This is a genomic window from Thioclava sp. JE_KL1 (assembly GCF_009296265.1).
In the GTDB taxonomy this organism is placed as follows: Bacteria; Pseudomonadota; Alphaproteobacteria; order Rhodobacterales; family Rhodobacteraceae; genus Thioclava.
The window spans coordinates 21562-45316 of record NZ_WBJS01000009.1 but is presented as its reverse complement, the minus strand read 5'-3'; the positions used below and the strand labels follow the sequence as shown (position 1 = coordinate 45316).

22 protein-coding genes, 1 tRNA gene and 1 CRISPR repeat array are annotated in these 23755 nt (G+C 63.2%); of the genes, 10 read left to right on the top strand and 13 right to left on the bottom strand.

Annotated features, from left to right (window positions below):
• Positions 1 to 33 precede the first annotated feature (33 nt).
• On the bottom strand, positions 34 to 936 hold the full coding sequence (locus F8R15_RS16795) for a GNAT family N-acetyltransferase (RefSeq protein ID WP_152845356.1): 903 nt from the start codon (positions 934 to 936) through the stop codon (positions 34 to 36).
• 469 nt (positions 937 to 1405) lie between these two features.
• Between F8R15_RS16795 and F8R15_RS16790 the strand changes: the two genes are divergently transcribed.
• From F8R15_RS16790 to F8R15_RS16760, 7 genes are all read left to right on the top strand, one after another.
• Positions 1406 to 2524, top strand: coding sequence for an outer membrane protein transport protein (locus F8R15_RS16790; RefSeq protein ID WP_152845355.1), 1119 nt, complete (start codon positions 1406 to 1408; stop codon positions 2522 to 2524).
• Between the two features lie 118 nt (positions 2525 to 2642).
• Positions 2643 to 3548 (top strand): DMT family transporter, encoded by a 906-nt coding sequence (locus tag F8R15_RS16785; RefSeq protein ID WP_152845354.1) that lies wholly within the window; start codon positions 2643 to 2645, stop codon positions 3546 to 3548.
• Between the two features lie 50 nt (positions 3549 to 3598).
• On the top strand, positions 3599 to 4453 hold the full coding sequence (locus F8R15_RS16780; protein WP_152845353.1) for an ATPase: 855 nt from the start codon (positions 3599 to 3601) through the stop codon (positions 4451 to 4453).
• Positions 4454 to 4507: 54 nt separating this feature from the next.
• Positions 4508 to 5428: a homoserine O-succinyltransferase gene (metA, locus tag F8R15_RS16775; RefSeq protein ID WP_152845352.1), complete on the top strand. Its 921-nt coding sequence runs from the start codon at positions 4508 to 4510 to the stop codon at positions 5426 to 5428.
• Positions 5403 to 6386, top strand: a complete 984-nt coding sequence (locus F8R15_RS16770; protein ID WP_152845351.1) for an alpha/beta fold hydrolase — start codon at positions 5403 to 5405, stop codon at positions 6384 to 6386. Before metA ends, F8R15_RS16770 begins: the two co-directional genes overlap by 26 nt.
• Positions 6387 to 6522: 136 nt before the next feature.
• On the top strand, positions 6523 to 7419 hold the full coding sequence (gene ppk2, locus F8R15_RS16765; RefSeq protein WP_152845350.1) for a polyphosphate kinase 2: 897 nt from the start codon (positions 6523 to 6525) through the stop codon (positions 7417 to 7419).
• On the top strand, positions 7412 to 8020 hold the full coding sequence (locus tag F8R15_RS16760) for a TetR/AcrR family transcriptional regulator (protein ID WP_083077899.1): 609 nt from the start codon (positions 7412 to 7414) through the stop codon (positions 8018 to 8020). Before ppk2 ends, F8R15_RS16760 begins: the two co-directional genes overlap by 8 nt.
• Before the next feature lie 100 nt (positions 8021 to 8120).
• Here F8R15_RS16760 and F8R15_RS16755 read toward each other — a convergent pair whose 3' ends face one another.
• Positions 8121 to 8714 (bottom strand): outer membrane protein, encoded by a 594-nt coding sequence (locus F8R15_RS16755; RefSeq protein ID WP_158522152.1) that lies wholly within the window; start codon positions 8712 to 8714, stop codon positions 8121 to 8123.
• A gap of 251 nt (positions 8715 to 8965) precedes the next feature.
• Between F8R15_RS16755 and F8R15_RS16750 the strand changes: the two genes are divergently transcribed.
• Positions 8966 to 9712, top strand: a complete 747-nt coding sequence (locus F8R15_RS16750; RefSeq protein ID WP_152845349.1) for an SDR family oxidoreductase — start codon at positions 8966 to 8968, stop codon at positions 9710 to 9712.
• Positions 9713 to 9821: 109 nt separating this feature from the next.
• Positions 9822 to 9911 (top strand) — tRNA-Ser (locus F8R15_RS16745).
• Positions 9912 to 10062: 151 nt separating this feature from the next.
• Here the strand turns inward: F8R15_RS16745 and F8R15_RS16740 are convergent.
• The 3 genes from F8R15_RS16740 to F8R15_RS16730 form a co-directional block, all read right to left on the bottom strand.
• Complete coding sequence (locus F8R15_RS16740) at positions 10063 to 12120, bottom strand: AAA family ATPase (RefSeq protein WP_152845348.1); 2058 nt, start codon at positions 12118 to 12120, stop codon at positions 10063 to 10065.
• A gap of 81 nt (positions 12121 to 12201) precedes the next feature.
• A complete protein-coding gene (locus F8R15_RS16735) occupies positions 12202 to 13281 on the bottom strand; it encodes a GIY-YIG nuclease family protein (protein WP_216644143.1) in 1080 nt (359 codons plus the stop codon).
• A 50-nt stretch (positions 13282 to 13331) separates the two neighbouring features.
• Complete coding sequence (locus tag F8R15_RS16730) at positions 13332 to 13817, bottom strand: hypothetical protein (protein ID WP_152845347.1); 486 nt, start codon at positions 13815 to 13817, stop codon at positions 13332 to 13334.
• 117 nt (positions 13818 to 13934) lie between these two features.
• Between F8R15_RS16730 and F8R15_RS16725 the strand changes: the two genes are divergently transcribed.
• A complete protein-coding gene (locus F8R15_RS16725; RefSeq protein WP_253732705.1) occupies positions 13935 to 14105 on the top strand; it encodes a ribbon-helix-helix protein, CopG family in 171 nt (56 codons plus the stop codon).
• A gap of 194 nt (positions 14106 to 14299) precedes the next feature.
• Positions 14300 to 15427: a CRISPR direct-repeat array (repeat unit 29 nt; unit sequence CGGGTCATCCCCGCGTGGGCGGGGAACGC).
• An 81-nt stretch (positions 15428 to 15508) separates the two neighbouring features.
• On the opposite strand, the gene cas2e is transcribed toward F8R15_RS16725, so the two are convergent.
• The 8 genes from cas2e to cas3 are packed head-to-tail and all read right to left on the bottom strand — an operon-like array spanning position 15509 to position 23686.
• The gene (cas2e, locus tag F8R15_RS16720; RefSeq protein WP_134332399.1) at positions 15509 to 15796 is read right to left on the bottom strand and encodes a type I-E CRISPR-associated endoribonuclease Cas2e; all 288 of its coding nucleotides are present in this window, start codon (positions 15794 to 15796) and stop codon (positions 15509 to 15511) included.
• Positions 15793 to 16752 (bottom strand): type I-E CRISPR-associated endonuclease Cas1e, encoded by a 960-nt coding sequence (gene cas1e, locus F8R15_RS16715; RefSeq protein ID WP_152845346.1) that lies wholly within the window; start codon positions 16750 to 16752, stop codon positions 15793 to 15795. Before cas1e ends, cas2e begins: the two co-directional genes overlap by 4 nt.
• Positions 16749 to 17420, bottom strand: a complete 672-nt coding sequence (gene cas6e, locus F8R15_RS16710) for a type I-E CRISPR-associated protein Cas6/Cse3/CasE (protein ID WP_134332397.1) — start codon at positions 17418 to 17420, stop codon at positions 16749 to 16751. Before cas6e ends, cas1e begins: the two co-directional genes overlap by 4 nt.
• Positions 17417 to 18106 carry a type I-E CRISPR-associated protein Cas5/CasD gene (cas5e, locus tag F8R15_RS16705; protein ID WP_134332396.1) on the bottom strand — a complete coding sequence of 230 codons (690 nt, stop codon included), beginning with the start codon at positions 18104 to 18106 and terminating at the stop codon, positions 17417 to 17419. The genes cas6e and cas5e overlap by 4 nt, the downstream gene beginning before the upstream one ends.
• Positions 18106 to 19170, bottom strand: coding sequence for a type I-E CRISPR-associated protein Cas7/Cse4/CasC (gene cas7e, locus F8R15_RS16700; protein WP_134332395.1), 1065 nt, complete (start codon positions 19168 to 19170; stop codon positions 18106 to 18108). The genes cas5e and cas7e overlap by 1 nt, the downstream gene beginning before the upstream one ends.
• Positions 19167 to 19664 (bottom strand): type I-E CRISPR-associated protein Cse2/CasB, encoded by a 498-nt coding sequence (gene casB / locus F8R15_RS16695; RefSeq protein WP_152845345.1) that lies wholly within the window; start codon positions 19662 to 19664, stop codon positions 19167 to 19169. Before casB ends, cas7e begins: the two co-directional genes overlap by 4 nt.
• A complete protein-coding gene (gene casA, locus F8R15_RS16690; protein ID WP_152845344.1) occupies positions 19661 to 21190 on the bottom strand; it encodes a type I-E CRISPR-associated protein Cse1/CasA in 1530 nt (509 codons plus the stop codon). The genes casB and casA overlap by 4 nt, the downstream gene beginning before the upstream one ends.
• 3 nt (positions 21191 to 21193) lie before the next feature.
• Positions 21194 to 23686, bottom strand: coding sequence for a CRISPR-associated helicase Cas3' (gene cas3 / locus F8R15_RS16685; protein ID WP_134332392.1), 2493 nt, complete (start codon positions 23684 to 23686; stop codon positions 21194 to 21196).
• Positions 23687 to 23755: the final 69 nt, after the last annotated feature.

Genomic DNA, 23755 nt, shown 5'->3' with positions numbered 1-23755 from the left:
CTCCGGCGGGGATATTTTCCTCAAGGAGAAGGGTTAACGGGGCAGCACCCACAGAGTCGCCCCGAGGCTATGCGGCTGCGCGCCGGTGCCCAGTTTGAAGCGCATCCGCCCTGCCCCATCCTCGCTATCCACCGCGCCCAGATCGAGTTGCCGGATCCCACGCGCCTTCAGCCGCAGCGCCGCGTGCCAGAGCATCAGGTTATGCGCGCCCGACATACGCCCCTGCGGCCCGGTCCAGCCGATGTGATAGCTCGCCCCCTCGCCATGGAGCAGAAAAATGCCGCCCGCGAGGCGCTGTCTGTTGGTATCCTCGACGAGCAGCGCGAGGAAATCCGCCGGGTTGTGATCCGCCCAGGCGCGGGTGAAGCCGGGCGGCAGCGCGCGGTAGCCACGCGCCCGTTGCTGGGCCGCATCGGCAGCGAGAAGCCAGTCGATTTCGGGCTCAATCCTCACCTGCAGCCTCGCGCGCTCCGCCGCGGCCAGGCGATTGCGCCATTTCCCCGCCAGCCCGGCGCGCAGCGCCTTCGTCTCGGGCTGCAAGGACCAAAGCGCGTGGTGGCGGGGCGTGATCAGCGGGACCAACCCGATACCGGCCAGCGACGCGTCCGGCGTCGCGAGGACGATCCCCCATCGGCGCGCGATCCGGCGCAGCACGGCGACCCGGAGAGAGTGATCCAGACCGGGGGCGAAGACCGGTCCGCGCGACAGAAGCCACAGCCCGCCGCGCCCGATCATCTGGGCCAGTGCGATCCGCCTGCCCGCCTCCGTGATCTCGAGCCGCAGGACGCGCCGCCCCCGCGCTGCAGCGAGCGTCCCATAGAGCGCCGCCTGCTGAAAGGCAGGCGCCTGCCCCGGCGCAAGAGCGCGCAACCCGCGATCCCAGCCCGCATCGGAGCCTGAAATTTGCGTAAGACGGACAGGTTTCATCGCCGCCATTAAGGCTTGCTTTACCTAAGCCGGGGTTAATGAAGACGCGAAACATGACAACCCTGAGGCGAAATGGCCCGCGCTCCTGAAAATCCCCCGCGCGCAAAGCGCAGACAGCCCCCGCCTGCCGGAACGTCATTGCAGGCGCGCAAGACCGACGGGCCGCCACATCTGCCAGCTCCGCGCGCCACGCTGTGGAGTGCGCTTCTGGTCGCGCTTTTCGGCGCGGCTCTCTGGCTCGGCCTTCTTGCGATTCTCAAGTTTTCCAACGGCTTCTAAACGCTTCAGTTCAGAACTTGACGCGAACGTCACCCTCGAGTGGCCGCAAAGCCACATTTTTCCGTGCATGCCGGCAACAGAACGTGACGTCATCGTGAAGCGCAGATTGATTTAGATCTTCCGGCTGGTAGCGTCACCGAAAGGAATTCCTTCGAGACGTTAGGATCTCCTTCGGGACACGTTAGGGAAGAGGAACATTATGAAACGTGTGATGACTTCGATGGCCGCACTCGCGATTGGCGCAGGCGCGGCCCATGCGGGCGGGGTGGAGCGCTCGACGCAATCGGTCGGCATCCTGTTCGAACAGGGCAATTACGGCGAAGTGAGCTTCGGCGCGTTCAATCCGGACGTGTCGGGTTCGGTGAGCTACGGACCCCTCGGCAACCCCTCTTCGGGCGACATGGCGCCCGGCTATGGCACGGTGAGCCTTGGTTACAAGCAGCATCTGAGCGATCAATGGGACCTCGCGGTCATCTTCGATCAGCCGATCGGTGCAAAAGTGAACTATCCCGCTCAGCCCGCTCCGCCGGCAGGCTATCCGCTCGGTGGTTCTCAGGCATCGATCAAGTCCGCGGCTATTACGGCACTGCTGCGCTACAAGATGCCGAACAACGTATCGTTCTACGGCGGTGTTCGTAGCGAGAGCGCGTCGGGCAAGGTTTCGCTTCCGTTCCTGAACTACAAGATGAAGACTTCGGACGAGACCGATTTCGGTTATGTCGTCGGGGTGGCTTGGGAGAAGCCGGAAATCGCGGCACGCGTGGCTCTGACCTACAACTCCAAGATCACGCATGATTTCAGCGCAACCGAAGAAACCGTCGCCGGTACCTTCAATTCGAGCTTCGAAACCACCGTACCGGAATCGGTCAACCTCGAATTCCAGACCGGGATCATGAAGGATACGCTGTTGATGGGCTCGGTTCGCTGGGTGCACTGGACCCAGTTCGATATCTCGCCCAACGCATACACGCAGAGCCCTCTGAATGGCGGCGTCTATGGTCAAGGTGCGCTCGTCGAATACACGGACAACACGATCACCTACAATCTCGGCGTCGGCCGTCGCTTCAACGACCAGTGGTCGGGTGCGATCATGTTCGGCTACGAGAAGCACACCGGCAAACCGACCGGGAACCTCGGCCCGACCGATGGCTTCAAGTCGGTCTCGCTGGCAGCAAGCTATCAGGCGACCCAGAACATCAAGGTGACCGGCGGCGTTCGCTATGTCGATATCGGCGACGCGACCACCAATGGCATCAACGGCGACTTCACCGGCAATGACGGTTGGGGCGCGGGTCTGCGCGTCGGGATCAACTTCTGATCGCAAGTCACTGAAAAATTAGGAATAGCCCCGCCTCGTGCGGGGCTTTTTCTTGGGGCCTCGGCTATGCCGCAAGTTCCGGGTGGCGCGCATCGCTGCCGCCCGCTAGATCGAAGCGATGAAACACGCACCCGCCCCTTTATCCCTCACCCCGCTTGCCTGGGCGCTGCTCGCGGCGCTGGCGCTGATCTGGGGCTCGTCCTTCCTGTCGAACCGTGCGGCACTCGAAGGCGCAGGTGTGTTTACGGTGGTCTTCCTGCGCGTGGCCTCGGGGGCGGTGCTGATCTGGGCCTATGTCGCGCTGCGCCGCCTGCCGGTACCGCGCCAACCGATCTATCTCGGGCATTTCCTGATCATGGGGCTATTGAACAACGCCATTCCCTTCTCGCTCATCGTCTGGGGGCAGAAGCATATCGATAGCGGGCTGGCCTCGATCCTGAACGCCTCGACCGCGATCTTCGGGGCGCTCGTCGCGGCCGTTGTCTTCACCGACGAGCGACTGAGCGCACGCAAGGCTACCGGCATCGCGGTCGGCTTCGCGGGCGTCGTGGTGGCCATCGGACCGGATGCGCTGAAAGGGTTCGACCTGACCTCTGCGGGTCAGGTTGCCGTGCTAGGCGCGGCGCTGAGCTATGGCTTAGCCGGCGCCTATGCACGCTTTGCGATCAAGGGGTTACGACCCGAAGTTGCAGCGGCCGGGATGCTCACCGGCGGCGCGATCTGGACCCTGCCGATCCTGCTGTTCACCGAAGGCGTGCCGAACTTCGACTACGCGCCCTCGGTCTGGATCGCGATGCTCTGGCTCGGCTTTGGCTGTTCGGCGCTGGCCTACCTTCTCTATTACCGCATTCTCGCGATCGCAGGCGCTGCCAACCTCGCCCTCGTCACGCTCCTGATCCCGCCCGTCGCGATCCTTGCGGGTTGGGCGGTCTATGGCGAACGTCTGGGCTGGGCGGAGGCCTTGGGCTTCGCGATCCTCGCGCTTGGCCTGATGATCCTGAATCGCCGTCCCAAAACCCCGTGACGCGCGCGCCTTGCCGGGCTACACCGGGGCGAAAGACCAATGGGGACGACATGATCTATTCCAATCGCGCCGAGTGGCTGGCCGCCAAATCGAGGAAGGTTGCGCTGTTCGGCATGTCCGGCCTCGGCAAGACCTGGGCTGCGAACCTGCTGCGCGACGAGGGCTGGTTCCACTACTCCGTCGATTACCGGATCGGCACGCGCTACATGGGCGAATATATCGCTGACAACTTCAAGCGCGAGGCGATGAAGAACCCGTTCCTGGCGGAGCTTCTGCTGTCGGATTCGGTCTATATCGCGTCGAACATCACGTTCGAGAACCTCGCGCCGCTTTCGACCTATCTCGGCAAGCCCGGCGATCCGGCCAAGGGTGGGTTGCCCTTCGAGGAATATCTGGAACGGCAGAGCCAGCACCGCACGGCGGAGATGGCGGCGCTTCTTGATACGGCGCATTTCATCGATCGCGCGAAGCAGATCTACGGGATCGAGAATTTCCTGTGCGATTCCGGGGGCTCGATCTGCGAGGTGGTGGACCCCGACGATCCGGAGGATCCGATCCTGACCTCGCTGTCGCAGAACCTGCTGATGGTCTGGATCGAAGGGTCGGAGGCACATACCGAGGAGCTGATCAACCGCTTCTCGCGCGCGCCGAAGCCGATGTATTATCAGCCCGAGTTTCTGGCCGCGAAATGGGCCGAATATCGCGATCTGAAAGGCGTGGCGGAGACAGAGGTCGATCCCGACGAATTCGTGCGCTGGACCTATGCGCAGGCGCTGGCGCATCGTCAGCCGCGCTATGCGGCGATGGCGAAAAACTGGGGCGTGACGATCCGTGCCGAAGATCTCTACCTTGTCCGCGATGCAAAAGATTTTACATCGCTGATCGCTGATGCTTTGCCCGCGTGAGCCACGACACTTCACGCATCACTTTAACTTCACCCTGTAAGAGACTGAGAAACAATGCCGATCAAGTTGCCTGAAAACCTCCCCGCCTTCGACATCCTGTCGCGGGAAGGCGTGATGGTGATGTCGCCCGAACGGGCATCCCGGCAGGAAATCCGCCCCATTCGGATCGGCCTTCTCAATCTCATGCCGAAGAAAATCCAGACCGAGAACCAGTTCGCCCGGCTGATCGGTGCGACGCCGCTGCAGATCGACTTCCAGCTGATCCGCATGAGCGAGCACCAGACCAAAAACACCGCCGCCGCGCATATGGAAGAATTCTACCGTCCGTTCGAGGAGGTCGAGGCCACCGGCGAGAAGTTCGACGGGCTGATCATCACCGGCGCCCCGATCGAACATTTGCCTTTCGAGGACGTGACTTACTGGGACGAGCTCAAGCGGATCTTCGACTGGACCCAAACCCATGTCTTCTCGACCTTCGGCGTGTGCTGGGGCGGCATGGCGATGGCCTATTACTTCCACGGCGTGAACAAGCATATGCTCGATCACAAGGCGTTCGGCTGTTTCCGGCACCGCAATTGCGCGCCTGCCTCGCCCTATCTGCGGGGCTTCTCGGACGATCTGCTGATCCCGGTCAGCCGCTGGACCGAGATGCGGCGCGACGAGCTGGAGGCGGCGGGGCTGGTGACGCTGATCCATTCCGACGAAACCGGGCCCTGTCTGGTCGAAGATCGCGCCCATCGTGCGCTCTACATCTTCAACCATCTCGAATATGACAGCGGCACGCTGAAGGAAGAATACGATCGTGACGTCGCGTCGGGGAAACCAATCAACGTCCCCGCGAATTACTATCCTGAGAACGACCCGAGCCGGGTGCCAACCAACAGGTGGAAAAGTCACGCCCATCTGCTTTACGGCAACTGGATAAACGAGATTTATCAGGAAACGCCGTATGATCTGGCCGAGATTGGTAACTAGCCTTGTCGTGCTGCTGCTCATCCTGAGCGGCGCGACATGGGGGCTGGAGAGTTGGCGGGCCCGAATGGCGGAGCAGCGCTACCCGCCCAACGGCACATTCGTCGATGTCGGCGACCAGCGCGTGCACATGGTTATCAAGGGCGATCACGGCCCGGCGGTGGTGTTGATCCACGGCGCGTCGGGTTCGGCGCGCGATCTGACCTTCGATCTCGCCCCGGAACTGGCGAAACGCTATCGCGTCTTCGTGCCCGACCGTCCGGGCTTCGGTTATTCCGACCCGTTGCCCGCGGATCAGGACACGATCGAGAACCAGGCCAAGCTGCTGCAGAAAGCGACCAAGATGGCGGGCGCGGACGATCCTATCGTGCTCGGCCATTCCTATGGTGGCGCGGTGGCGATTGCCTGGGCGGTGTATCAGCCGGACACGCTCTCGGGGCTGGTGCCGGTCTCTGCACCCTCGCATAGCTGGGATACCGGGCTGCCGCTTCTCTACGAGATCACCTCGCCGCCGATTGGTCAGGCGGTTGTCGTGCCGCTGATCTCGGCTTGGACCCCGCCTGCGATCATCCGCTCCGAGGTCGAGAGCGTTTTCACGCCGCAGGAGATGCCCATCGGCTATCTGCACTGGTTCGGCCCCGGCATGACGCTGCGGGTACAGACGATGCGGGTGAATGCCCGTCAACGCGCCAGCCTGAAGTCGGAAATTCAGGCGATGATCCCGCATTACCCCGATCTCGACCTGCCTGTGGTCTCGGTCCATGGCACGGCCGACACCATCGTGGGCGAGCAGATCCACGCGGTGCCGTTCACGAATGAGGTGCCGGGAGCGGAGCTGATCTCGCTCGACGGGATCGGCCATATGGTTCCGCATGTCGCGTTGCAGCAGACCGTCGCTGCGGTAGATCGTGTGGCCAAGCGCGCGGGCTATTCGATCCCGATGCGCCCGGCGGCGGAATGAGGGCCGTCTGAGAGCCCGGCCCTCCGGCTTTGCACGCAGATCACAGACGCGCGGTCGCCGCCCCTTGCGGATGCGGCGCCGCTTGCACCGCCCCTGCCCGCGCAGCATACTGCCGTGAAACGACAAAAGGCAGATCATGGCCAAGGACAAGAGCGACCCGCCGTTCGACATCCCCTTCGTGGGCGACATCACCCGCTACCTTGAAGACGAAGCGCCCGACGCCGTGCGCGAGGCGATCGAGGAGGCGGGCAAGGATGACATGCTCTCGCCCTCCTATCCCTATGACGAGGAGATGAAGCGCAAGAAATACGACCGCCAGATGGAGGCGCTTCAGGTCGAACTGGTCAAGATGTTCTGGGACGCTAAGGAAACCGGCAAGCGGATCGCGGTGATCTTCGAGGGGCGCGACGCGGCGGGCAAAGGCGGCACGATCGGGCGGATGCGGCAGAACCTGAACCCGCGCTCGGCCTATGTCGTGGCGCTGCCCAAACCCACCGAGACCGAAGCCACGCAATGGTATTTCCAGCGCTATATCGACTGGCTGCCCGCGGCGGGCCAGATCGCGATGTTCGACCGGAGCTGGTATAACCGGGGCGTGGTCGAGCATGTCTTCGATTTCTGCACGCCAGAGCAGCGCGAGCATTTCTTTTACCAACTCCCCGATTTCGAGAAGATGCTGGTGGATGACGGGGTCATCCTCGTGAAGCTCTGGCTGAACGTGGACCGCGCCGAACAGCTGCGCCGCTTCCTCAAGCGCGAGAAGGACCCGCTCAAGCAGTGGAAGCTGAGCTGGATCGACGTCGAGGGGCTCAAGCGCTGGGACGCCTATTCCGAGGCGATCCAAGAGACGCTAGAGCGTTCCGACACCGATCATGCGCCCTGGACGGTGATCCGCTCGGACGACAAGAAACGCGCCCGGATCGCCGCAATCCAGACGGTGCTGAACGCCGTCGATTACGCGCATAAGGACCCCGAGGCGATTGGCGAGATCGACGAAAAAATCTGCGGCGGCATCGACGTTCTGAATGTCTAAGCAAGGCTATCATCACGGCAATCTGCGTCAGGCGCTCGTAGCCTCCGCGCTGGAGCTGATCGAGGAGAAGGGCCCAACCGGGTTCACGCTCTCGGAGGCGGCGAAACGCGCAGGCGTGACCCCGGCTGCGGTCTATCGCCATTTCGAGGGGCGCGAGGACCTGATCGCGGAATGCGCGCGTCAGGGCTATCTGATTTTCGGCGATCTTCTGGATCATGCATGGAACGGTGGGAAGCCTTCGGCACTCGCGGCGTTCTCTGCGGTGGGCCGGGCCTATCTGGCTTTCGCCCGGAAATATCCGGGTCACTACATGGCGATGTTCGAAAGCGGCATCTCGCCCAACCGCTCGCCCGACCTTGCAGCGGTGGCGAGTAAATCGAGCACCGCGATGGAACGCGCGACGCGGGCCCTGATGGAACATGTGCCGCCGACAAAACGCCCTCCCGTCGCGATGGTCGCAGCGCATGTCTGGGCGATGAGCCACGGCGTGGTGGAGCTCTACGCGCGCGAGGGAAATCGCTCGCCCTACGCCCCCGAGGATCTCTTGGAAAGCGGCATCGGCGTCTATCTGCGCGGCCTCGGCCTGATCGCCCCGGATTGAGCCGCCCTGCCCCGATCTTGCCGCGCCGCGGCATCGCCCGCGCATAGAAAACGGGCGGAGGTTTCCCCCCGCCCGCGTAGATCAGACGATCCGCCTGAGATCAGAACTTGTAGGACGCGGTGAGGTTCAGCGTCGTGGTGTTCAGATCGTTGGTGGTGCCGTCGAAGTTGTTGCCGTCACGATAGTCGAGCTCGGTCCCGACGGTCCACTTCGGGTTGATGGCATATTTCATGCCGATACCAACCAGCGGAACGGTGTCGGAATAGCCGTTGCCCGCACCGTCTTCGGCGTCGACATAGGACGCACCGAGCGTGCCGTAGAACAGCATGTTGTTGTAGGGCGCACCGGCGATCATCTTGAGGTCGGTCATCGATTTGACCTTCGCGCCGGAGTTGCTGTCGTCGATGTTCGCAGCGTTATAGGCCAGTTCGCCACCGAGGACATAGTTGCCGAAGTCATAGAGGTAGCCAGCGTGGGCACCGCCGACGACGCCGTCGCCGTCGATCGACTCGTTGGCTTTGCCGTAGCCAAGTTGAACACCGGCGTAGAAGCCGTCCCAGCTGAACTGTGCGGGCGCCACTGCGACCGGAGCCGGGGTGACCTCGGGGGCCGGTGCCGGGGTGGTGTAACCGCCCGCCATTGCGGCGGAGCCAGCGAGTGCCAGAATGCTCGACGTAACGATGATACGTTTCATGTTTCTCTCTCTCCTGTCTTGGGGGTTCATCCCCCGTTGAGACGTTTTGGATCAGATCCGTTGCCCGGACCTATGCCCCCTGAATGCGAAATCAATCCGGTTGGTTCCAAGCATAAGCGGCGCTTTGCCGAACGTGTCACAAGACGTGATCGAAGTGACGAATGCTGCAGGCGCAAAATGCATTGGCAAGACTGGACAAAGCGGGGGTTCCTTTGGTTAATGAACACACGTTCATTTCCAGGGAGGATCACATGGAGTTGAGTGAAATTCGTGCCGTCATCACCGGCGGCGCCTCGGGTCTCGGGGCTGCGACCGCCCGACACTTCGTTGAGTCGGGCGCGCAGGTGACGCTCTTCGACCGCGACCGCGCCGGCGGCGAGGCCTATGCCGCCGAGATCGGCGCGACCTTCGCCGAGGTCGACGTGACCTCCGAAGAGAGTGTCGCCGCCGGGATCGCTGCCGCGGTGAGCGCAATGGGCGGCATCGACGTCGCCGTCAATTGCGCGGGCATCGCCACCGGAGAGCGCGTCGTGGGCCGCGAGGGGCCGCACCGGCTCGAGAGCTTCGCGCGCACGATCGACATCAACCTCGTGGGTAGCTTCAATGTCGCCCGCCTCGCCGCCGCCGAAATGGCGCGTAACCCGGGCCCCGAGCGCGGCGTGATCGTCAACACCGCCTCCATCGCCGCCTTCGACGGGCAAAAGGGCCAGGCAGCCTATGCGGCCTCAAAGGGCGGTATCGTCGCGATGACCCTACCGCTAGCCCGTGATCTCGCGAGTCAGGGCATCCGTTGCTGCGCCATCGCGCCGGGCATTTTCGCCACCCCGATGATGAAGGGCCTGCCGCAAGAGGTGCAAGACAGCCTCGCCGCGGAAGTCACCTTCCCGAAACGGCTCGGCGATCCGTCGGAATACGCGAAACTCGCCGGTTTCATCGTCCAGAGCGGCTATCTGAACGGCGAAGTCATCCGCCTCGACGGGGCGCTGCGGATGCGTTGACCTCACGTTTATGAAGGCTTTGCGAAGGATCTGAAAAAATCCGCGAAAAACGGGTTGCAAGGGCGCGCGAGGGCGGCTAAATCCCGCCCTACAAGACGACCCCTGATGCGGAGAGGTGGCAGAGTGGTCGAATGCGGCGGTCTCGAAAACCGTTGTCGGTGAGAGCCGACCCAGGGTTCGAATCCCTGTCTCTCCGCCACTACTTTTCGCCAAGCGCATGATGTTATTCCCTTTTGCGGGAGCCAGTTAAGGCGAGTTACATTTCAGGTTACATTTCGGCGCCTTGGGCCGGTCGCCCCTTGCTTTCCGAGGATATCGAGTCGCACCGGTTGGTTTGCCAGCGTCCTATTCTACACCGGTTGTGATTGAGGCGATGGTCTGATTTTCTGTCGTAGCTCCCTTAGCTCGTCCGCATCCAGCTCTCGCCTCTTGAGCAAAAGCTTGGCGACCTGCTTCACCTGCTCAATATAAGTCATAATTAGCTGCATTGCAGCATCCTGAGCCTCGTTCAGGACCTCGGTTACGCGAGCGTCCACAGACGCGGGTAGCGCAATGTGCTGATCGGGCCGCACGGGCCTCCAGAGCAAATCACTTCCGAACAGGCCCATCTGCGTCATGCCTTCGAGGGCAAGGCGCGTGGCGATGGCGAGGTCGGAATACTCCGAGCCACCTGCCCCGCTGGAGGCGCTGCCAAGCAAAGCCTGTTCGGCGGCGCGGCCGGCGAGACGGACGATGATTGCGGCGCGGATATCGCTTTCGGTCAATAGCGGCGCATCAGCGCCCTCGATCGAACCACCCGCAGGGCCGATCGCGGCTCGCGTCGGCATTGTCGGCAGCAAGTGGAACACTGCCAGCAGATGCCCCGCTTCATGGATCGCGATCCTTTCGAGCGGCGCACTCGCGGCGTTCGGAACGACCTCGCGCGCGGCATGCGCGATATCTTCAGAGGAAATCGGACGTCCCTGTTGCCTTGCGATCCCCAAAGCGGAACGGGCAACGCTGGCAGCCGTCGCTCCGCTGGCACCCAGCAAGAGGTCCGCACCTCGCTTCACATTGAGATCCGGTGCGCCGAGCGTATCGCGCAAGATCGCTTGGAGCCCGGCTCGATCCGGGTAGCGCATCATCAGATGCAGATCGAGCCGCCCTGCGCGCCGCAGCGCCGGATCGATAACGTCTGGATGGTTCGTTGCTGCAAGCACCATCACGCCCGGTGTCTCGGCAAGCCGCGTGAGTTGAAGCAACATGGCATTGACCACCTGTCGTTGATATTCGCTGTTTTGGTGGTTGGTGCCGCGGCTCGTGAAACTGTCCATTTCGTCGATGAAGAGGACGCAGGGGGTTTTCAAGATCGCTTCCAGGACGACTTCGTCAAGAGCCGCGAGCATCTGCCCGAGGTGTCCGGCCTTTTGGCACTCCGCATAGCTTGTGGCCACCAGCGGAACGCCAAGCTCCTCCGCGACAGCCCGGGCAAGCATCGTCTTGCCGCAGCCGGTTGGCCCCGAGATCAATGCACTCGTGTTCAGCGCCGACCAGTCGGCCTCGCCAGATTGCCAGTTGCTAAAGCCTGCAAGTAGGCGATCGAGCTGCGGACGGATCGGCCCAAGACCCTGCACGCGATCGAGCGCGCGGACTTGTTTCGGTGCACACGCTGCAGAGTATTCCATCAGCCTTTGGGCGACGTCGAATGCCGTTGCTGCCTTGAAAGCCGGCGTCAGCAACGGGCCGTCGAGACGGCGAAGTGCGTCATCGGTGGGCAGAGCGTCGTGAAGCGCATCCCAAGACCTCTCTTCGGTCTCGGGATGCGTGATGCGCAGAAGCTCGAGGATCAGAGCGCGCGAAACCGGCGGCATTACGAGGGGGGCCGGACAGATCGTTCGCGCTACGCTCGTAAAAGCAGAAGGGTCGGCTGCGACGGCGAGAAGCGGATCGCCGAAGCTGATGGCTTCGTCTTGCGTCTGCCGGAAGCGTTGATGTTGACGCGCCCGTTCGGAGGCCGACGCGCCGCGCGGAGAGGCGTCGACGCGCGCAACAAGTCTGATGTCTTCCTTGCGGCGCAAGCCAAGGAATTTTCTCAACCGGGGGAGGAGGCGCGGCAGATCGGCCATCGCCAGCACGAGATCGCGTCCAGGGCGCACTTGAACCAGCGTGCAGCTGCCGTCTTCGTGCATCCGCCGCGCGGCGACCGCATCTCCAAGGAGATGCGCAAAGCGAAGCGCGAAGGCGAGGGTCTCGATCGAGAAGGCAGACATCTCCGCCTGATCGTCGTCGAGCTCCTCCGGATCGGAGGCCGATGGAGGCTCGCAGGGCTTCATTAGGTGGCGGAGAAATTTCTCCGCGAAAGCGACCTTTCGGTCGGAGTTGAAGAGTTCTTTTAAGGGGGAAGAAGTGGTGGGAAGGGAGTGGGGCATGAACGGATCCTCGGTCGAGGTTGGAAAGGAAGAATACACAGCCCTCTCCCGCCCGGCGGCAGGAGGGGGCGCAGAGACAGGTCAGGAGTCGCGCATGCGCTTCGAGCGCGACCGTTGCCGCGCGAAGCTTTTGGTGGCAGCACGCGCTTCCTTCCGCGCGATCCGATCGAGCAGGCGCAGGATAACCGGTTCGAGCTCGGCGCGATAAAGCTCGGATTTGACCCGGAGATAAGCGGCAAACTCCGAATGCGGCAGCTCCATGCCGTGGTGCTGCGTGGCGAGCCATTTGTGGGCGCGTTTCTCAATTCGCTGCGCGTGGCGCCCCGTGCGCATCGGAACCTTGCAAAGCAGCTCGCGCGGCAACTCCGGGTCGCGGTGCAGTTGATAGTTCAACCGCGACTCCGGAATGCGCGAGTAGCCCAGCTTGACGGCGTGCTTGCCAGGCTGCAGCTCGAAGCGCATCGCGTAGAGATAGCTCGGCTCGGTCGACCATCCCTCTCCGCAGCCAGGACAGGTGAAACGCCCAGTGACCATATTTCCGCGCGTGATCCGAGACAGCGCGCCGCAGCCATCAGCGTGGCGGTAGATCCGGTAATTGGCCTTGCCTTTCGGGTCAGCGCCGACCAGATCCCAGCCTCTGGCTCGGGCGTCTTCACGATCGCGGGCCTCTTGGCAGGCCTCACATTCGGGCCCGAACTCGCCACGCGCGACACGCAGCACAGAGCCAAACTGCCGCCGCACCTCATGGCCGCACGGCGCCCTGTAAAAGGCATAGTGCCGGTCCTGGGGATCGCGACGCAGCAACTCGAAGCCAGCTTCGCGCGCCGTCTCTTGCCACCTCGCCTCAACGCAATGCGGGCATTCGGGCTGGAAATTCATCAGCACGTAATATCGGCTCGCATGAATGTTGCCGCAGGTCTCGCATTCGAGCGCAAGGGTGTTCTTGTCCTTCACCCGTGCGACAACGCGGTAGCCCTTGGCCTTTGCCGCGTCATGCCATTTGGGATGGATCTTGCCAGGCTGAATAGGAAGCTCTTCGCCGCGAATGATGAGCGAGCCGGAGGTATTCTGGGTCATGATGAGACCCTCCTTTGAAAGAAAAGCATGGGCCCGGCGCAAGAAAGCAACGCCAGGAAATTCCTGAGACACGCGCAGGAGCAACGAGGCCGGTCAGGCGACCGGGCTTCTTGCTGCGTTGCGTGGGGTGTGGATCAGAGGGCCGTCGGAGCCTCGACGTCGTCGATCAGTTCGAGCGACATGAAGCTATCGAGCGTGCGCAGGACTTGCTCAATTCGATCGTTACAGAGACGGTCGAAATCCGTCTCCTCGACGATCAGGAAGTCGTGGCTACGCTCGCGCACGAGCTTTCGGAACGCGGCGAGCTTGTGCCCGCTATCGGCAGCCTGCGCGAGCTTGAAGAGATATACCGAAAGCCTGAGGGACTTCTCGACCGGCACACGAGGCTCTTCGTCGAGAATGGCCATCTGCAGATCGAGCACGTAGTCTTGCGCCTTTTCCGCCGCGGCCAGCCAGGCCGAATAGGCGGGATCCCAGTAATCGACGTGACGAAGCTCACGCTCGCGCTCCACGAGGGCGTGGAGCGCCTTCAGAAACTCCGGGAAGAGCATCAGGATCGGCGTCTCGACGCGCGCATCTTCATTCGCGCGAATGCGCGTGGTAGAGGGGGTGTTAGCCATGGTTATCTCCTTGGACGAGATGGCTGTGGTTAGAGCGAGGGCGAGAGTTGCCGCTCTTGCCTTCGCTCGAACAATGTGGCTTTATGGGCCCATAAAGTCAACCGTGGATTTGATGTCATGACCGAAAAAAAGATGGGGCGTCCGCGCACCGACACCGAGGCTGTCACCGTGCGGCTTCCGCGCGATACGATCAGAGCGCTCGATGAGCTGCGAAAGCTCGAGGAAGATCTGCCGACACGACCCGAGATGATCCGGCGGATCTTGGATGGGCATCTGAAGCAGGGGTAACGCGACTGTATATTGCAGCGGTGATATTTCTCACCGAATGCTCCCGCTACTGTCTGATATGGAATTCAAGTTGAACGTGATCGATGATCGGCTCGGCTCGATCAATGCCAGGCCCGAAAACCAGAGCTTAGGGATGCTCATCCGAGCCCAATCCGCGAACGCGCGGTGCGGTCACTCCAATCAATATACCAGTCCGGGTCATCCCCGCGTGGGCGGGGAACGCGTCTTGAACGTCAGGGCGCACTTGTTCGGCGTCGGGTCATCCCCGCGCGGGCGGGGAACGCTAAGGCGGTTCCGACACAAGAGGCCAGCATATCGGGTCATCCCCGCGTGGGCGGGGAACGCTCGAGGCCGCACGCCACGGCGAGCTGCAGCATCGGGTCATCCCCGCGTGGGCGGGGAACGCTCTTGGTAGACGATCGCAGAGGCCACGTCCTGCGGGCCATCCCCGCGTGGGCGGGGAACGCGCGGCGCGTTCCTTCGTGAGGCGCTCCTCCTCCGGGTCATCCCCGCGTGGGCGGGGAACGCTCGAGGCCGCACGCCACGGCGAGCTGCAGCATCGGGTCATCCCCGCGTGGGCGGGGAACGCGCACAGCCGCTCAGCTTATGTTCGGCAGTCCACGGGTCATCCCCGCGTGGGCGGGGAACGCTGAAACCCGGCCGCGTCCATTTCCGCCGACACCGGGTCATCCCCGCGTGGGCGGGGAACGCGTCCCGCGCAGGCCGGTCTTCGCGCCGAACATCGGGTCATCCCCGCGTGGGCGGGGAACGCCATTCCGCATGTGAAGCACGTCCATGTCCATACGGGTCATCCCCGCGTGGGCGGGGAACGCCATTCGCAAAGAAGTCATTCGGATTCCCAGGGCGGGTCATCCCCGCGTGGGCGGGGAACGCATGTCCATTGGCTGCGGACTGTCAGGAATACACCGGGTCATCCCCGCGTGGGCGGGGAACGCCGCGCATGGCGCCGGCCGGAACGGCAAGTCAACGGGTCATCCCCGCGTGGGCGGGGAACGCTTCCTCGCCGCTGTTCAACACGCTCGCCGGTGCGGGTCATCCCCGCGTGGGCGGGGAACGCAGCAATGATGAGCTGGACACCCAGAATGTGGACGGGTCATCCCCGCGTGGGCGGGGAACGCACGCATCCGCCATCAACCGCGATCCGTCGCCCCGGGTCATCCCCGCGTGGGCGGGGAACGCTCTCTCCGAAAGTATCGAGGTCGGTAGACCATCGGGTCATCCCCGCGTGGGCGGGGAACGCGAGATCGTGCTGCGCGAGGGGATCGTGTTCGACGGGTCATCCCCGCGTGGGCGGGGAACGCTCTTGCTGCAGAGCATTGATTTACCACGGATTTCACGATGTCAAAGAACTTACCAGAGCCCGACGGGATTCTCGGCCTGTATCAAGATGGATGCCCTGGGAGGAAGCTGACCAACTTGAGCCCGTCGAAATCAACCGGCATCCGGCGGTTTCGTCCCGCGGTTCGGAAGTCGTAGCCTTGATCGGCAGGGGCCTTCCAGACCATGACTGCGTCTCCAGCGTCCAGACCGGTCAAGACTTGCTCCCATATCATTTCCCGAGTTCTGGCCGAATAGTCGCCGACATACACGCCGGCGCGTAGCTCCACCAGCCAGGCCGATAGCCTGCCGCGCAAGCGTGGCGGCGCATTCGATACCACGACGACCATCATCCGCGATGCCCCTTGTCCCCCGAGTTCGGCTGTTCAAAAGCCACCGGCATCGCTTCGGGTGGTGGTTCGGGGCGCATCAACTCCCCTGCCGAAAGCACCTCTTCGATCGTCGGGATGATCCGCCCGAGCAAACCGGTGCGGCGGAATGCATCGCGACAAGCGAGGCGCACCGCACGATCGGGCGACATCTCGAGCTTGCCCTCGGCGGCCTGACCGGCAATTCGGAACGCCTCGGGAACCACGGTATCAACCTTGAACAGGTCAGCGATATCGTAGACGAAGGAGAGCGGCTTGCCCGAATGCAGGAAGCCGATGGCAGGCGCATAGCCCGCCGCCAGAACCGCCGCCTCGGCCAAGCCGTGAAGACAGGCGGTCGCCGCTGACAAACACCGGTTGGGGATGTCGCCCGCCTCCCAGTCCTTCGGGTCGTAGCTGCGGCGCTTCCAGTCCACCCCATGCTGCCGGGCCAGCAGCGCATAGCTTTCCCGCACCCGGACCCCCTCGATACCGCGCAGCTGGTCGATGGACCGTCGCTGAGGCGCGTCCTCGCGAAAGCGCAGCGCATACATCTTGCGCACGACCCGCAGTCGCGCGGCATCGTCCAGCGCGATCCGGGCCTGCCACAGCAGACGATCCGCGCGCGCGCCACCGGGCTGGCCCGCGGAATAGAGGCGCACACCGCCCTCGCCGACCCAGGTTATCAGGGTCCCCACGCGGGCAGCGAGCGCCACCGCGGCATGCGATATGCGTGCCCCGGGTTCCAGCATTATCCCGGCGAGGCCGCCGACCGGGATCTGAGTGCGGGTGCCATCTGCGTGGACCGCAACGAAAGCACCGTCCAGCACATCGAGCCGGGCATGTTCAACGAAGACAAGCGAGGCGCGATCCTTCAGCGGGATCGGCTTTGGTGGCGCCAGGCCGGGCAGCCCGCTGCCGGCCTGTCGCGGTTCGCTCATCGGGCGCGCCGGATCAGCATCAGGCCGCAGCCGAAGGCCTTGGCGCGGCCGAACCCCTGACCGAGTTGCGCTATGAATGCGACGGGCTCGCTCACTTCAAGTTGGCCGGTTATATCAAGGATACCGAGGCGGAGCGCCCCCGCACGCCGCGCACGCGGATCGGAAAGCGTTTCGGTGGAATAGTCCTGAATAGTGGCGCCGATCAGACGAAAACCGGCTTTGTCACCCTGACGCTCCAACCATCGCGCACCTTCGCGCTGAGCAATTTCCATCCGCGCCTGCGCACGCGCACTTGGCGGCAGGTCATGCAGCGCATCCATCACGACATCGGCGCGTTTTCCACCGCGTTTCATCCGAGTGGCATTGGCGCGCAACAGGAAACTCAACTTGTCACCCGGAGCGAGAGATGGCGCAAATTCCTTGATATCGTGCGGCTCGAACAGGTCGAGCTGTTTTGGAGTGCGCGCCGAGAGCGTCAGGTAACTGCCATCGGGCTCGGCGCGCCACAAGAAGTCACGCCTGCGCTCCGGCCCGTCCGCGAAAACTGACCAGAGAAGATTGTGGTCTGCGGATCGGCGGTTCGACATGTCGTTTGGAACGAGCAACGGACCCAATGCTTGCACCGACGGGCTCCGCGACAGGCGGATGCGGCTCAGATACATACTCATTGAGCCCCTCCGACGACGATGTCCACCGGGCGCAATTCGACGCTGCGCGGGGCGAAATGCCACTGCGCGCGGTTCAAGGGAATGTCATGCACGACCTCACCCTCATCCGAGTCAAGAACGAGCGTGTGCGCGCGCAACGACCCTCCTGCGATGCGCCATGGAGGCAAAGCCAGATCGGCGAGCGCGGCTTCAGGCGTTTCGGCCTGCACGACCTTCGCTCCGGGCGGGGCCGAAAGCGGGCAGGACTTTCGCCCGAGATATAGCGTGTAGGCAGGCGCGCCGAGTGCGCGAGCGACGGCTTCGAGCGTAGAGGTCTCCCCCCAGACGGCAACGCCAAAAAGCGGCCCCGCGCGATAGTCTCGCAGCGTGATCGTCGTGTTGGTCCGCCCCCGCGCCGCGCGCAAGGCTTCGGGGCGCGAGTTCGGGTGCTTTGCGGCGGCGGACGGCACGGTCTCAACCGTATGATAGTCCCGTAGCGGCGCTCCTTCGTCAAAGACCGCCACAGCGAGATTGAGCGCGTCGAGCGCCTTGAAATCGCCGTCACGCCGGATCCCGAGCGCAGCCCCCATCAGCCCGAGCAGAGCAGATCGTGCCGGCCATTGCAGCGACCCGCGGCGCTCGTGTCCGGCCAGTTCCCCCATCGCAGCCAAACTTGCGCTCAATCCGAAAATCAAAAAGGGTTGCATCACGCCGCCCGAACCGTCTCGCCTGCGAAGTGCACGATCTCGTCGAGCGTGCCACCGACGCCGACCTGCATGATGCGATCGTCTTGCCAGACCTGCCCGTAGGCGGCGTCTATGTCGGCCCGGGTCTGCTGAAGCTTGCTGACCGATGCCTCCATCAATGCCGCCCCTCGAACCGGCGCGAAGAACGCACCTGAAAGGTCGCGCGGCGCCTGCGAGCCGCGCTCGGCCAGCACGAAATGCGCCCGCGGCCGATGGGCAAAGCTGTTCTGCTTGCCGCGCGGCGCGGTCTGCGCCATCGCGCGGGCGAGCGCCTCCGCCCCCTTGGCCGCAAGCTCTTTATCGCCATCCACGTTCTCGATCAGCAGGTCGCAATCGACACAGATATACTGATAGTAGATGCCCGATCCGAAGGCGGTCTCGCCCAAATGCCCCGCGCCGGTATCCGCAGCCTTGTTCAGATCGTCCACCGCGGAATACCAATCCTCCTCGGCCTGCGCGGCATGGGTAGTGATGGCATGGGCCACCTGCACCGCCGCATCACGATTGAAATCGGCGTCAGCTGCAAGCATCCGCCCGAACATCGCGATGTCGATCGCGCCATCGGCGCTGCGCAGCACTAGCTTTTTGAGATCCTTCTCCTTAGGCAGTTCTTCGCCCGCGACGATCTTGCCGGCCAGATCCTGAGCCAGCGTCCACTCCGCCGGAGAGATGAAGGCGAGCGTAGACGCAACGGTCGGTCCATCGCCCTTCTTCGGCGTCTCGAGCTTGCCAAATATCTCGGCTACAGTCTTGGCAGCGTTGCCCGCGTCCTCGGGCGACGCGCCGTCCTGAACCAGTTTCTCCACAATCATTTCGTGAAGCCGCTTGGTCCGCGTGCCCATGTTGTCCTTCAGATCAAGCGCGAAGAACGCGCTTTCGCGGAGCGCCCGCTTGATCGATTGAGACGATAGCCGGAGCCGCGGCACGCCGCCCATCATCGCCTGCTTGGGGCGGCCCTGATCGTCGCGGTTCGGGTTCGACGGACCGTAACTGGTGAGCAAATGGAATTGGAGGAAGGTCGTCATTCGATAATCTCCTTGGAGTTTTCAGCGGGCGCGTCGGCACCGAAATATTGGAAGCACCAGCGGGCGCGGGTTTTGTCACCCCAGTGAATAACGTCATTAGCGAGGGCTGCGACGTTGCAGCGCCTGTCCGCCATGCCGATGGCCCTCCGCAACTGCGCGGTCAGCTCATCGCCGTCAGCCCGCATCAGGCGCTGGAACCGCAGGTTGGACAGGATTGGATCGATTCCACCCAGCCGGCTCGCCAGCGGCGTTCCGACATGTTCACGCACCTCCACCAACAGGCTCACCAGGCGCACCAGCCGGTCGGCCTGCGCCGGGCCATAGCTCAGATTCTTTGCTAGCTGCTGCACCGCGGGCTCGCAGAGCACTGTCACCGGGGCCGCCCGGCGCAGCCGTGCCGAGAGCGCCCGGGCGGAAGAGCTCTCGCGAGCGCCGATATTCGTGCTCCACCATCCAAGCGCGATCGCACCCGTCCCCTTTCCCTGTTCACTCATGCGACTTTTCCCTTTTTCAGCGCCGGCCGCTCGAGGCCGAGCGCGTCGAACATCGCGCCCCCGAGTTTGCCATGCCCCAAGAACGTTCCACGCAAGTCCTTATGCGCCTTAACTATGGCCGCGATGCGGTCAGTCTCGCGTTGATCGAGTCCGGGCAGCGCTAACGCTTCGAACTGCCCTAGCACCTGTCGGCGCAGATCGGAGAGCCACTCCGGGCCGGGGTTGCCCCCCGCCCGGAGTGCGCGCAGATGCGCAAGGAAGCGGTTCTCGGTCGCGAGGAAGAACTCCTCGCGCTGCGCCTCGCGAGCCTCGCCTGCCGCCAACACGGGCTCAAGAGCCCCGCGTAGCGCGATCGCAGCGGTCTCGGCGGCCTCGACCATCCCTACCAGTCGATCTTCAACCTCTCCCGAAAGATCCAGAAGCGGCTGCACAGACAGCGTGAAATCTCGTGGCTTCATGTTATCCATCGCCCATCCGGCGACGATTACGCTGGCCTCTCCGCCCCGCTGCCCCCAGTCACGCAGCGCAAGCGCGCGCTCTGCCAGATCGCTGTCTTTCTGACGCGCCACCACGCCCAGCCAATTCCGATACCCGAATTTGCCCGCGCGTGGATGTCTGGGCAGCCATTCCTCACCGATCTTGAGCCGGTAGTAGGGGCTGAGCGGGTGCTTCCAGAGCGCATAGTTCGTCCCCCAAGGTTTCTGGACCACACCGGTGATCCCATCACCATCCGAGACCAGCCGAAGCCGGCGGGGCATCCCGAAAAATGCCTCGGCGGCGAACACGCGCCCTTCGGGGGGCGTAGCTTGCTCCCCCTTGTCAGAAACCCGCGTGGGTTGCATCCACGGCAGATCGGCAGTTTGTGCCGGTGCACCGCAAGGAACATTGGCCCAGACCAGCTGCCAGAGCTCCGCTTGCGGATCGACTAGCGTCACCATCGGCCCGCCACCGCGCATCGAGGTCCTGTTTCCTGCCCCGCCCGAGGGCGCGAATGCCTGAAACGTATAGAGCGCCATCGCCGCCAGCGCGGGGTCGAGCCGAACATAACGATCCCGATGCACCATCAGATCGGCGTTGTTCCGCGCCGTGTTGGCCCCAGCGGAGTCGATGAACAGCATGTCCACCGAACCCGGATCGCCCATCAGCGGCTCAAGATCCTGCAAGAACCGCGGCCCGTCGCCCAGCAGATCGAACGCAGGTGCAAAGGCCGCAAGTTTCTCGCGCAATCGCTGTGGATCGGGCGCGCATCTGCGCTGCCATTCGCCATTATTGGCGGGCGGGTCGGCCATATAAAGCAGCCCGATCAGCAGCTCATAGCAGGCAACGTTCAGGTCTGGGCGCGGCCAGTCGGGGCGCTCGATGCCCAGTTCAGCCATCTGCCAAGGTGCAATCACCCTGCGTGAACCATCCTCGCAGGTGACTGGAATCCATTGGTCTTCAATCAAATTGAGCGTCACGAAATACCTCCGCTCACAATTTAGGATAGAAGACCGTGCGGCGCCCCGAATGTAAAGAGACGCGACCATAAATCAGCTTGTAAAGATCAGTCCGACCTCCGGATCATAGCGCAAGCCCTCGCAGATCAGGCCACCCTCGCCCACCGGGCAGAGCCGGTATTGCGCCCGCTTCCAATCGGGCCAGTCTTGTGTCACGGCCATGATCTCGGGCTCCGATTGATCCGGGAGCGGCAGCGCGTCGAGGCGCCTGCGCGAGGCCGATACTTCTGACAGCGCCCAGGCCTCGTCACTTTCCTGCTCTGCCCAAGAACGCAGCCCCCTATCTGTGCGGCGGGCCAGAACGAGTATGCGCTGCTCCACGCCTAATCGAGTCGGGTAATCCGCGTCATCGCTTGCGCGCGCTCCCATTCGGTATCCTGAAGCGTAGTCGACGATGTTCTGCGCAGCATGTCCCCGGTGGGCGACGGCTTCGCCGACCGCCTTCATCTCGGCTCGTTCCAGCACCTCCGGCGCCGGATCGGCGGTCGCGCCATGCACCGCCTCGATCAGGGCACGCAACGTAGCAGGCGCGTCGATCCGACCGTCTCGAAACAGGACTCTTGCAGTGCGCCATTGGTCGGCCACAGGATAGACATAAGCGCCACTATCGAGCACTTCGTGCAGCCAGCGCTCATTGCTGACACGATCGGGGTCGGGTGCGAGCACATGCAGGCACGGAACGGACACAGGGCGCGTATCCGCTGGTCTCAGGGCCATGTGTCGCCAGAGCCGCCCCGCCCGCTGGATCAGCGCAGCCATCGGCGCAAGATCTGAAACCATGACATCGAAATCGAAATCCAGCGACGATTCGAGCACCTGCGTGCCGACCAGCACGAATCCTGCGCGTCCGGTGCCATCCTTGCCGACCCGCGCGGCGATTTCAGTTTCGATGCGCTTGCGATCGGCGAGCGTGAACCGCGCGTGCAAAAGCCGTGCCGAGACGCCGCGCGACCGCAATTCCTGAACTGCCGCGATAGCATCGTCGACCGCATTGCGCACCCAGACACAGGCTGCTCCCTGCGCTGCGTGATGCGCGATTAGCTCCACCGCCTCATTGTTATCCTCCAGCTTCTGAACGCTCACAGGTCCACGGGTCGGCCGATCATCCTTCGGGAAACTGGTGACCGCGGCCCCACTAGCAATGGTCAGGGCTGGGTAATTAGCATGCTCAGCTCTCCCGCCATACACCGAAAGCAACCGCGCGCGCTGTGCCAAAGGCAGGGTTGCCGTCAGAAGGATCGCGGAACCGCCCGCGGCGCGATGCATCTGCAAGAGGGCTTCGAGCTCAGTCGCGATGTAGGCCTCCCCCATTTCGTGAACTTCATCCACGATCAAGACTTTCGACGACAACCCAAAATGACGCAGAGCTTGGAAACGGACCGGCAACACCGATAGCAATGCCTGGTCAATCGTGCCGATCCCGACGTCGGCGAGCAACGCACGGCGGCGGTTCTCGGCGAGCCAGTCCGTGCAGGTCGCATCGTCTTCGCTGCGGCCACCATTTACGCTCACGTCCCGAAAGTCCCGAGAAAGCCCGGCGCGTCCATGCGCCAGGGTTAGCGTGGGCGATGCATCGAACAGGCGCGGCACGACCGACCGGGCGCGGCGAAACATGGCGTCCGCCGTGGCCATTGTCGGAAGAGCAAAAAACACGCCCCTGCCCTTTCCGGCCCGAAGCATCCGCTGCGCTAGCAACAACGCAGCCTCTGTCTTGCCCGCACCCGTCTCGTCTTCGATGATCGCGAGCGTCGGTCCCTCGGGCAAGGCGATATCTTGGCAGACAACCTGCATCGGGCGTAGCGCGAAATCGAAAAGCACGGCGTCCGAGACCGATTGCCCGGAAATTCCTGCGACGCTTACGGCACTTGCAGCTTCATCTCTTGCATTTGCCAAATAGTCCTTGAGGGAGACGGGTGCGGGTTTTGGACCGAACCACTCAGCGTTCGATCCGATCCAGTCGGCGGCTGCACAAAAACCTGGCAGCCACCACGAAAGTGCGACGGCATGCGCATCGGTCATCCCATCCAGCGATGCTTCGGGCCAAAGTCGTGTAAGCGCCCCGAGCGCCTCACTCGCGGCGCGTCGCCCATCAGCGATAACTTTCAGCGAACGTGAATATTCGCGAGACCGCCGCCCCTGAAACGCAAGTCCACCAATTTCCATGGTCGGCGGTCGGCCATGATGCCCAGCAGTTGCGCCGTAGAGCAACTGCCGATGCCAACTTTCACCGCCAAGCCGCTCCGAGAGGAGGTTATCATGTTCATAGAGCAGAACCTCGGTAAGTTCCCAGTGCCGAAAACCTTGGGGAATGCCCTCGCGCAACATCCGCCGAAAGCTCTCGCTGAACTTGCCAAGGTCGTGAAGCGCGACTAGCAGCACAAGCGCGTCGCGCAACGGAGGCGCGAAATCGAGTGGAGCGATCAGCCGCTCCGCGACGGCAGCTACGTCGAGCAGATGACAGATTGCAGGATGCTCAACGCCGTCAGGCTCGCGCGCACTTTTTCCAGGCCAGTCCGTCCAGTCGATCTCTCCGATTATCGCGCGTCTCCCCCTGATCGCTCCACTACGGCCCTAACTCGAGACTAGCTATTCAGG

Bases quoted from the DNA above. Each gene is read 5' to 3' on its own strand.
- F8R15_RS16795 (WP_152845356.1), bottom strand. From the start codon at position 936: ATGGCGGCGATGAAACCTGTCCGTCTTACGCAAATTTCAGGCTCCGAT.
- F8R15_RS16790 (WP_152845355.1), top strand. From the start codon at position 1,406: ATGAAACGTGTGATGACTTCGATGGCCGCACTCGCGATTGGCGCAGGC.
- F8R15_RS16785 (WP_152845354.1), top strand. From the start codon at position 2,643: ATGAAACACGCACCCGCCCCTTTATCCCTCACCCCGCTTGCCTGGGCG.
- F8R15_RS16780 (WP_152845353.1), top strand. From the start codon at position 3,599: ATGATCTATTCCAATCGCGCCGAGTGGCTGGCCGCCAAATCGAGGAAG.
- metA (WP_152845352.1), top strand. From the start codon at position 4,508: ATGCCGATCAAGTTGCCTGAAAACCTCCCCGCCTTCGACATCCTGTCG.
- F8R15_RS16770 (WP_152845351.1), top strand. From the start codon at position 5,403: ATGATCTGGCCGAGATTGGTAACTAGCCTTGTCGTGCTGCTGCTCATC.
- ppk2 (WP_152845350.1), top strand. From the start codon at position 6,523: ATGGCCAAGGACAAGAGCGACCCGCCGTTCGACATCCCCTTCGTGGGC.
- F8R15_RS16760 (WP_083077899.1), top strand. From the start codon at position 7,412: ATGTCTAAGCAAGGCTATCATCACGGCAATCTGCGTCAGGCGCTCGTA.
- F8R15_RS16755 (WP_158522152.1), bottom strand. From the start codon at position 8,714: ATGAAACGTATCATCGTTACGTCGAGCATTCTGGCACTCGCTGGCTCC.
- F8R15_RS16750 (WP_152845349.1), top strand. From the start codon at position 8,966: ATGGAGTTGAGTGAAATTCGTGCCGTCATCACCGGCGGCGCCTCGGGT.
- F8R15_RS16740 (WP_152845348.1), bottom strand. From the start codon at position 12,120: ATGCCCCACTCCCTTCCCACCACTTCTTCCCCCTTAAAAGAACTCTTC.
- F8R15_RS16730 (WP_152845347.1), bottom strand. From the start codon at position 13,817: ATGGCTAACACCCCCTCTACCACGCGCATTCGCGCGAATGAAGATGCG.
- F8R15_RS16725 (WP_253732705.1), top strand. From the start codon at position 13,935: ATGACCGAAAAAAAGATGGGGCGTCCGCGCACCGACACCGAGGCTGTC.
- cas2e (WP_134332399.1), bottom strand. From the start codon at position 15,796: ATGATGGTCGTCGTGGTATCGAATGCGCCGCCACGCTTGCGCGGCAGG.
- cas1e (WP_152845346.1), bottom strand. From the start codon at position 16,752: ATGAGCGAACCGCGACAGGCCGGCAGCGGGCTGCCCGGCCTGGCGCCA.
- cas6e (WP_134332397.1), bottom strand. From the start codon at position 17,420: ATGAGTATGTATCTGAGCCGCATCCGCCTGTCGCGGAGCCCGTCGGTG.
- cas5e (WP_134332396.1), bottom strand. From the start codon at position 18,106: ATGCAACCCTTTTTGATTTTCGGATTGAGCGCAAGTTTGGCTGCGATG.
- cas7e (WP_134332395.1), bottom strand. From the start codon at position 19,170: ATGACGACCTTCCTCCAATTCCATTTGCTCACCAGTTACGGTCCGTCG.
- casB (WP_152845345.1), bottom strand. From the start codon at position 19,664: ATGAGTGAACAGGGAAAGGGGACGGGTGCGATCGCGCTTGGATGGTGG.
- casA (WP_152845344.1), bottom strand. From the start codon at position 21,190: ATGGTCGCGTCTCTTTACATTCGGGGCGCCGCACGGTCTTCTATCCTA.